Annotated in this window: 8 protein-coding genes and 1 tRNA gene; 5 read left to right on the forward strand and 4 right to left on the reverse strand. The window is 67.3% G+C overall.

What is annotated here, in order from left to right; genetic code table 11:
* Positions 1-51: 51 nt before the first annotated feature.
* Both IMZ29_RS19790 and IMZ29_RS19795 read right to left on the reverse strand, forming a co-directional pair.
* On the reverse strand, positions 52-216 hold the full coding sequence (locus tag IMZ29_RS19790) for a hypothetical protein (RefSeq protein WP_216187373.1): 165 nt from the start codon (positions 214-216) through the stop codon (positions 52-54).
* A 94-nt stretch (positions 217-310) separates the two neighbouring features.
* Positions 311-1,537: an MFS transporter gene (locus IMZ29_RS19795; RefSeq protein ID WP_216187350.1), complete on the reverse strand. Its 1,227-nt coding sequence runs from the start codon at positions 1,535-1,537 to the stop codon at positions 311-313.
* A gap of 168 nt (positions 1,538-1,705) precedes the next feature.
* On the opposite strand from IMZ29_RS19795, the gene IMZ29_RS19800 reads away from it, so the two are divergent.
* The 3 genes from IMZ29_RS19800 to IMZ29_RS19810 all read left to right on the forward strand — a co-directional run bounded on the left by IMZ29_RS19800 (position 1,706) and on the right by IMZ29_RS19810 (position 3,220).
* Entirely contained in the window at positions 1,706-1,945 is a 240-nt protein-coding gene (locus IMZ29_RS19800; RefSeq protein ID WP_216187352.1) for a hypothetical protein, read from the forward strand.
* A gap of 87 nt (positions 1,946-2,032) precedes the next feature.
* Positions 2,033-2,108: transfer RNA gene (locus tag IMZ29_RS19805), tRNA-Lys, on the forward strand.
* Positions 2,109-2,494: 386 nt separating this feature from the next.
* The gene (locus tag IMZ29_RS19810; protein ID WP_216187361.1) at positions 2,495-3,220 is read left to right on the forward strand and encodes a hypothetical protein; all 726 of its coding nucleotides are present in this window, start codon (positions 2,495-2,497) and stop codon (positions 3,218-3,220) included.
* Here IMZ29_RS19810 and IMZ29_RS19815 read toward each other — a convergent pair.
* On the reverse strand, positions 3,217-4,080 hold the full coding sequence (locus IMZ29_RS19815) for a LysR family transcriptional regulator (protein ID WP_216187363.1): 864 nt from the start codon (positions 4,078-4,080) through the stop codon (positions 3,217-3,219). The two genes, IMZ29_RS19810 and IMZ29_RS19815, sit on opposite strands and share 4 nt — an antisense overlap.
* Positions 4,081-4,169: 89 nt before the next feature.
* Between IMZ29_RS19815 and IMZ29_RS19820 the strand changes: the two genes are divergently transcribed.
* A complete protein-coding gene (locus IMZ29_RS19820; RefSeq protein ID WP_253207295.1) occupies positions 4,170-5,138 on the forward strand; it encodes a DMT family transporter in 969 nt (322 codons plus the stop codon).
* A 6-nt stretch (positions 5,139-5,144) separates the two neighbouring features.
* On the opposite strand, the gene IMZ29_RS19825 is transcribed toward IMZ29_RS19820, so the two are convergent.
* The gene (locus IMZ29_RS19825) at positions 5,145-5,432 is read right to left on the reverse strand and encodes a DUF3253 domain-containing protein (protein ID WP_216187365.1); all 288 of its coding nucleotides are present in this window, start codon (positions 5,430-5,432) and stop codon (positions 5,145-5,147) included.
* Between the two features lie 107 nt (positions 5,433-5,539).
* Here IMZ29_RS19825 and IMZ29_RS19830 point away from each other — a divergent pair.
* The coding region (locus IMZ29_RS19830) for an SGNH/GDSL hydrolase family protein (protein ID WP_216187367.1) at positions 5,540-7,874 on the forward strand (2,335 nt) is incomplete at its 3' end.

The raw sequence follows: 7,874 nt of genomic DNA on the forward strand, positions 1-7,874 counted from the left end.
ACTAACCAGCAATCCGGATGTGTGCCTTCGCGCACATGGCCCCGCAAACGCTCAACGCAGACCGCAGAGCGCGAGGAGATTGTCCCAGGCGAGCATCAGCTCGGGGCTGCGATAGCCCCAGATGCCCAGCGCGAGCACGGCGGCCAGGCCGGCATAGACCGGCAGGCGCCAGCGCTTGGGCAGCACCAGGATGTCGCGATCGACGGAATCCGTCATGAGGATATCTCCAGGCCGTAGCCGGCACGCCGCTGACAGTGATGCCAACGGCAGGCCCTGAGAGCGCCCGCGGACATGGACCGACGCAAGACCGCTAGGATGCCGCGCCAGACACTGCCGGCTGCCCGCGAGGCTCCGGCTTCACCGGCAGGCACAGCGCGCCGGCGATCAAGGCCAGGGCCACGCTGAGCCACCATACCACGTCGTACGAGCCGGTCGCGACGTACAGCTGGCCGCCCAGCCACACGCCCAGGAAGCTGCCGATCTGGTGGCCGAGGAAGACCACGCCGGACAGCGTCGCTGCGTAACGCAGGCCGAAGATGTCGCCAATCAGGCCCTGGGTGAGCGGCACGGTGCCCAGCCAGAACACGCCCATCCAGGCCGCAAACACATAAAGCGTGGTGGGCGTGAGCGGCACGCTCATCAGAAAGAGGATGCCCAGCCCGCGCGCCCAGTAGACGCCCGCAAGCAGGTGCTTCTTGCTGTAGATGCCGCCGAGCTTGCCGGACCAGAAGGAACCAAAGGTGTTGAAGAGCCCCACCAGCGCGAGCGCGAAGGCGCCATTGGCCGCGGTGAGCCCGCTATCCTGGGCATAGGCCGGCAGGTGCAGCGTGACGAAGGCCGTGTGAAAGCCGCAGACGGCGTAGCTTGCGAAGAGAAACTGGTAGGAGCGATCCGTGATGGCACCGCGCACGGCCGCGCCCAGCGACAATTCCCGGCCGCCGGCGTCTGCGGCAGGCTTGCCGCGCAGGCTCCAGGCCAGCGGCAGGCCCACGGCCATGAGCAGGGATAGTGCCCACAAGGCGCCGACCCAGTCGAACTGCCCGATCAGGAACTGCCCGCTCGGCACGACCAGGAACTGCCCGAGCGAGCCCCCCGCGCTCGCGATGCCCATGGCCGTGCTGCGCGACGCGGGTGAGAACGAGCGGGCCACCACCGGCAGGATGACGGCGAAGGTCGTGCCCGCCTGCCCGATGCCGATCAGCAGGCCGGCCGTCAGGTACAGCTCCATCTCTGTCGTGGCAAAGCGCAGCCCGATCAGCCCGAGGATATAGGCCAGGACGGAAATCACGATGGCCCGGCCGGCACCGTAACGGTCCGCGATCGTCCCCATCACGATGCCGAAGAGACCCCAGACCAGGTTCTGGATGGCGAAGGCCATCGAGAAGACGTCCCGCCCCCACCCATGCGCCACGCCCAGCGGCTGCATGAAGAGACCGAAGGTGGCGCGAATGCCCATCGCGACGACGACGATGAGGGTGCCAGCGATCAGCATGCGCACGGCCTGGCGCGGGTCGGGAAGCGTGGGTACGGAGGACATGGCGAGCCGCCTGGAGAAGAGACGCTGATGAATAGGGAGCGATCATACGCCCATCAAGCACCGTTTTCGTGCGGCACTGCGGCACGCGCCGTGGGTTAGGTATGCCCCTTGCTTTGTCGAGATCACCTGAAGCGCCTGCCGCTTCGCTGTCGAGAAGGAGGATTCACCATGCCCACGCTGACCCCAGAACATCAGGACACCCTGCGCCGCATCCACGAAGGCCGCGACCCGATCGACGACGCCCACGTGGCCGCGCTCGTCGAGGGCCGCTACATGGAACTGCGCGACGGCAAGTACCACCTGACCGACACTGGCCTGGGCGAGCTTCGCCTGGCGCGCGGCTTTGGCGAGGCCATCGCCGACGCGATCATCCCGGGTGCCGGCAGCAAACATGCGATGAAAAGCTGAAATATTCGGCCAGGGGCTTGCACGCTTCTGAAAACTTCGCTATAGTTTCGTTCTTCGCAGTTGCAGCGCAGTTGGTTGCAACGTGCAGGGCTGTTAGCTCAGTTGGTAGAGCAGCGGACTCTTAATCCGTAGGTCGAGTGTTCGAGTCACTCACAGCCCACCAGAATTTCGAGGGGCCACGTGCAAACGTGGCCCCTTTTCTTCGTCCGCGAACGCCGTGGCGTCCGGGGCGATTCCAAGCCTCTCGCACCGGCAACGCCGCGATTTTGCGGGTATGGTTGAGCCTTCGCTTGTCGCTTCCCGCTGCTCATGCTGCCTCTGCCCTCAACCGCGTTGGAGCACCGTACGTTGGCGGCGAGCCCCGCTCGTGCCCGGTCTTCGCGCCGACGTCGCTGGTTGCTCGCCTCGGCGGTGCTGGCCTGCGCCCTGCTCAGCGGATGCGTTGCGCTATCAGGCGCAGGAAACGTAGGCGTCGGCGTCGGCCGGGCGGCGGCCTCCATCCCGGGCGACATCACGGCGCTTGGCAATCACGCTGCCGCCGCGCGCGCGATGGCGAACAACGATGTCGATGCAGCCATCGGACTGCTCTCGGGCACCCGCTTTCAGAACGCGCCCAGGCGCGAGGTACAGGGCGGGCCGAGCTGGGCCGAGATCACGGGCAAGGCCGCCACGCTCGTGGCGCGAGCCCATGACACCGGCCATGCCATCGACGACGAGGTGCTGCTCACCGCCTACACCCTCCTCGCGCGCGACGACGACTACACCGCGGCTGCCCGCTACAACGCGCTGGCACGGCCGCTCGCCACGAAGCTGCACGGTGCGCGCAGCCGTCAGATGCTGGATCTGGTGCTCGACGATCGGCTGTTGATTCTGTCGTACCTCAAAGCCGGCGGCGCGATCGACTTTCGCGGCACGGACGTCGTCATCGACATCTTCGACATGACGGGCGTGCGCAATGGCAGGCCGCGGGCGTCGCTGGCCTACGACCCGGAACTGTTCGCCGCATTCCCCCTGCGCCTGTCGCGCGCGGACCGCGAGCTGCTCTTCGAGATGGGCCGCTTCACCTTGCTGCCGCGCGCCCAGTGGCATGACCCGGCCGCCCTGCGGCGCGCCATCGCCAGCGACGACTACCTCCTGTGGATGGATGGATCGCCGAATCTGTACTGGCACATCACGCACGCCGTCAACGCGCTTCAGGCACCCGAGGCGGTGGCCTGGGCACGTCGGGCAGGGTACAAGGTCACGCCGAAAGACCCGGTAGACGCGCCCGACTAGAAATGGAAGTGCCGCCGGATCATGCTGGCCAGGCGCTCGACGGCGGGACCGGCCTGGGGCGTGTGCAGCAACACCGCTTCATGCGGCGGGATCGTCGGTAGATCCTCCAGCACCTGCATGGCCGCCGTCACGCGCGAGCGGTCGATCAGGCTGACGGCCAGACCGGCCTCCACGCAGGCTTCGACCGCCAGACTTGACGGGCTGGTGAGCACCACGCGCCAGGGCCGGCCCGCCTGATCCAGGGCGCGCAGCATGGCATCGCGATAGCAGCAACCGCTGGCATGCAGCGCGAGTGGCAGCGCCCCTGGCACTGCCCGGTCGGCGCCCCACGTTTCCTCGCCTCCCCGTGCGCCGACCCACACCGGCGTCGTCACCGCCAGCGCATCGGCAGCGGTCTGCTCACCCAGCGGCTGCACGGTCAGCGCCAAGTGCAGGTGACGGCGCGCCACCTTGTCGCGCAGTGTCAGGCTCGGTGCCGTGATCACCTCGAGCACCACCTCCGGCCAGTGCGCCGCGAAGCGCGGCAGGATGTCGCGAATGAGGTGCTGTGCATACTCGTCGGGCACGCCGAACTTGATGCGGCCCGCCTGACGGCGTCCTTGAAGCTCGCCGAGCATGGCGTCGTGCCGTCGCAAGAGCTCGTCGGCGTGCGAGATGAGGCGCTCGCCGGTGGGGGTCAGCGACACCGACTGGTTATCGCGCTCGAAGAGCCGCCCGCCCACGACCGCCTCCAGCCGCTGGATCTGCACGCTGACCGCAGCGGGACTGCGATGGATCTGCTCGGCGGCCGCCCGAAACTGCCCCAGTCGCGCCACGGCCTGGAAGGTGCGCAGCAAGTCGATCTCCAGCGTCACGGACATGATTTCGATTCTTTAAACAAGAAGGCAATAATATTTCGATTTATTGAATGATGCCGCGCCGATAAAGTCAAGGCTACTCGGAGCGCACCATGAGCACGTCTGCCTCACACCGCACACCACTGCCCCCTCACCCACCTGTCACGTCCAGGGCCTACGTGCGTCGGCGCACCGTGCCCCTCCCGCTGCTGGAGGCCGGGATGGTGCTGGCCTGGAGTTCCGGCTTCATCGGCATGCGCCTGACGGTCGATCACGCACCGATGGTCCTGGTGGTGTTCTGGCGCTGCGCGCTGGTCGCGCTGCTGCTCATGCCCTGGGTCGCGGGCGCGCTGCGCCGGGCCCGGCCTGCCGCCCTCCTCACCCAGGCAGGCATCGGCGCGCTGGCGATGACGGGCTACCTGGCCGGCGTCGGCAAGGGCATCGAACTGGGCGTGCCCGCGGGGCTGGCCGCGCTCATGGCCGATCTCCTGCCCATCGGCACCGCCGTGCTGGCCATGCTGTTCCTGGGTCAGCGTCCCAGCCGCCGCGTCTGGGCGGGACTTCTCATCGGCCTCCTGGGCGTGGTGCTGGTCACGCGAGACGCGCTGAGTCTGGGCAACGCTTCGCTCTGGAGTTACGGGCTGCCGTTGCTGGGCATGCTGTCTCTGGCGGTAGCCACGCTCTGGGCCAAGCGCCTGCTCTCAGCCGACGCCCTGGGGCTCCTGCCCACGCTATGGGTCCAATGCACGGTGTCCGCACTGGTGTTCGGCGTGTGGACGGCGAGCGAAGGCAGCCTGGCGCCCCTGCCCACCGTGGGCTTTGGCATCAGCGTGATCTGGACCGCGTTCTCGACACTGGGGGGCTACGGACTGTATTGGCTGTGCCTGCGACGCGCCTCGCCCACGCGGGTGGCAAGTCTGCTCTACCTCAGCCCGGGCGTCACGCTGATCTGGGGTGCCGTCATGTTCGGCGAGCCGCTGTCAGGCCTCATGGCCCTCGGCATGCTGGTCTCGGGGTGGGGCGTCCTGCTGGTGGTCCGCGCCGAGCGTCAGCCAGGCGCGCCCCATCGTCCACCACCATGACAAGTGTCAGGCGCGTCCCAGGCGGATCGGCCCGCGCAGGGGCGATTCAGGATCGATAGCGTCGCCGCCCTGGCGAATCGCCAGCTCGCCGCGGCGAGCCATGTCCAGCGCCACGGCCCTCACCTGCGGCATCAGTGGCCGCCATCCCTCAGGCGACAGGGCGCGCGCCACTTCCGACGGGCAGATCGTCGCCTCGGGCGCACGCTGGCTCAGCAGGCGGCCGATCTCCTGTTGCACGGCGTAGTCCGTTGTCGTCATGCCGATCGAACCCTTGACGGTGGGAGCCGGCAGCACGCTGTGGCGCGGATGCCGACGCTGCTGATCTTATCACTCGACAGTGAAACATTTATTTACGACAGTGCTCACCAATTGTCATCATTCGTGCCACTGAGGCTTATCGCATGCGCAAGGTCCTTCCGACGTTGACATTGGTGTTCGTGTCGAGCGTCGTGTCCGCCCAGCCCTACTCCGCCATCTGGAGCGTGGGCGACAGTCTGTCCGATACCGGACGCACCTTCGCGCGCAGCACCTTCCTGCACCGCCCGCAGCCCAAAGGCGATCTGTATTGGCAAGGACGCTTCTCCAATGGCGGCGTCTGGGTCGAGCACCTGCACCGCATGAACGCGCTGACCTACGATCCGTCTCGCAACCTCGCCTGGGGCGGCGCCGTGACAGGCTCCGCCAGAGATATCCTGATCTCGGCGGTCGTCAAGCACCTCGAAGAACAGGTGAAGGAAGACCTGCGTCCGAAGATCGACGGCACGACCTCCGGGTGGTACGGAACGCTCATCGGGCTGGGCCGCGACGCGCGTCTGCCTGCAAGCGCATTTGGCGAACGACCGCTGGTCACGCTGTGGATTGGTGGCAACAATTTTCGCCAACAGATGGAAGACAGCGACTGGCACCCGTTGGCATCGGCATCGGACTGGCGACGCCTGGACATCCCGAGAGATGCCGTGCTTGCCGGCGTGCCCGAGAACCTGCGCAGGATCAACGACGGTTTCCTCGCACGTCCAGATGTGGGCCAGCAGGGCGTGACCTATTACGTTCCTACCGTGCCTGACGTCGGCGCCACGCCGAAGTTCTCCAGTCCGGAGTGGGCGCATACCCGCACTGCGCTGTCGGCGGCCGTTCGCGACACCAACCACGGCCTGAAGCGCACGCTGTACGCCCTGGAGGACGAGTTCAAGGCGCGGCAGCCGAACACCCGCATCGTCGTGGTCGATGCCGCCGCGCTGCTGGCCGAAGTCCAGCGTGATCCGCAGGCGTTCGGGTTCAAGATCGGCGACCAGAACTGTGTCGACTCCGATTCTGGCCGGTACACCAACGGGTGTTCTGCGGACAACGTCGGCGACTATCTTTTTTGGGATCCATTCCACCCGACGACCAAGGCGCACGAGATGATCGCCAAGTACGCCTCGGACACGGACAAGGCCGAAGCCGGGCAGGCCATTGCACTCACCTTCCCGTACGTGGCCAACATCGAGCTGCGTGCGCGCGACTTCAACGGCGACATCAGCGGCACGGGCAGCCTCATCAAGCAAGGCGAACAGACGCTCCAGCTGCGCGGCACGAACACCTACACGGGCGGCACGCGCATCGACCAGGGAGCGCTGCGGGTGTCCACCGATGCCAACCTTGGCGCACCCACGGGCCAGCTGCTGATGCGCGGCGGCACACTGAACAGCAGCGCGTCGTTCACGATGACGCGCGACGTGCAAGTGAACGGTGCGGACGCGAAGGGCACCTTTGGCGGTACATTCGACACCGACGCCGGCACGGTCTTGACGCTGCGCGACAACACCCTGCATGGCCAGGGCAACATCGCAAAGACGGGCCAGGGCACGCTGGATCTGCGCGCTACCGTCGCCGATGCCCGCGAGCTCACGTCCGTGGACCAAGGCCTGCTCAAGATCAACACGACGAACGACTATCGCAGCACCGAGGTCGTCGTGCAGCCTAATGGCACGCTGGGCGGATCCGGCACGATCGTGGGCAAGGTCGTCAACCATGGCCGCATCGCCCCCGGCAACTCGATCGGCACCCTCACGATCGAGGGCGACTACGAGCAGACCGCATCGGGCACCTACGTCCTGGACGTGGACACCCATCGTTCGGACACCTTCCACGTCACCGGCACCAAGATCGTGGATGGCACGGTGCACGTGGTGCTCGAGCCCTCGGCCAAGATGCTGGACCAGCGCTTCACCGTGGTGACGGCGAGCGGCGGCATCCAGGGCGAGTACGACGAAGTGACCGATCTCAGCCCCTTCCTCAGCCAGACGCTGCACCATGGCACGCACGCGGTGGACGTGAGCTTCGCGCGCGACTTCCACGCGCCCGTGCAGACGGACAACCAGCGCACGCTGGCCACCTACCTGGGCAACGCCTTCTCCACGCAGGCGCAAGGCGATCTGGACGCGATTTACCATGCGCTGGACAACACGGTGACGGACGCGGGCGGACGCGCTGCCCTGGAGGCGCTCTCCGGCAGCACGCTGGGCAACCTCACGGTGGCCGACGCCTTCCAGCGCGTCCAGACGGTACGCGCCATTGAAGACCGCCTCGCCGAGCGCCGTGCGGGCCGTGACACGGGCCTGGCCAGTGGCGCTGCCGCCGGCGCGGTGGGTTCGGACGCCTCGGGGATGGCCAGCACGCTGCGCGCGGCAGCCCAGAGCGCGGGCACGGGGCTGGGCAGGACGGCAGCCTGGGCCCGCGTGCTGGCGCCGGCCGCGG

Source organism: Verticiella alkaliphila (assembly GCF_018904615.1).
In the GTDB taxonomy this organism is placed as follows: Bacteria; Pseudomonadota; Gammaproteobacteria; order Burkholderiales; family Burkholderiaceae_B; genus Verticiella; species Verticiella alkaliphila.

Coding starts and splice junctions, on each gene's coding strand:
- IMZ29_RS19790 (WP_216187373.1), bottom strand. CDS start 216: ATGACGGATTCCGTCGATCGCGACATCCTGGTGCTGCCCAAGCGCTGG.
- IMZ29_RS19795 (WP_216187350.1), bottom strand. CDS start 1,537: ATGTCCTCCGTACCCACGCTTCCCGACCCGCGCCAGGCCGTGCGCATG.
- IMZ29_RS19800 (WP_216187352.1), top strand. CDS start 1,706: ATGCCCACGCTGACCCCAGAACATCAGGACACCCTGCGCCGCATCCAC.
- IMZ29_RS19810 (WP_216187361.1), top strand. CDS start 2,495: ATGGCGAACAACGATGTCGATGCAGCCATCGGACTGCTCTCGGGCACC.
- IMZ29_RS19815 (WP_216187363.1), bottom strand. CDS start 4,080: ATGTCCGTGACGCTGGAGATCGACTTGCTGCGCACCTTCCAGGCCGTG.
- IMZ29_RS19820 (WP_253207295.1), top strand. CDS start 4,170: ATGAGCACGTCTGCCTCACACCGCACACCACTGCCCCCTCACCCACCT.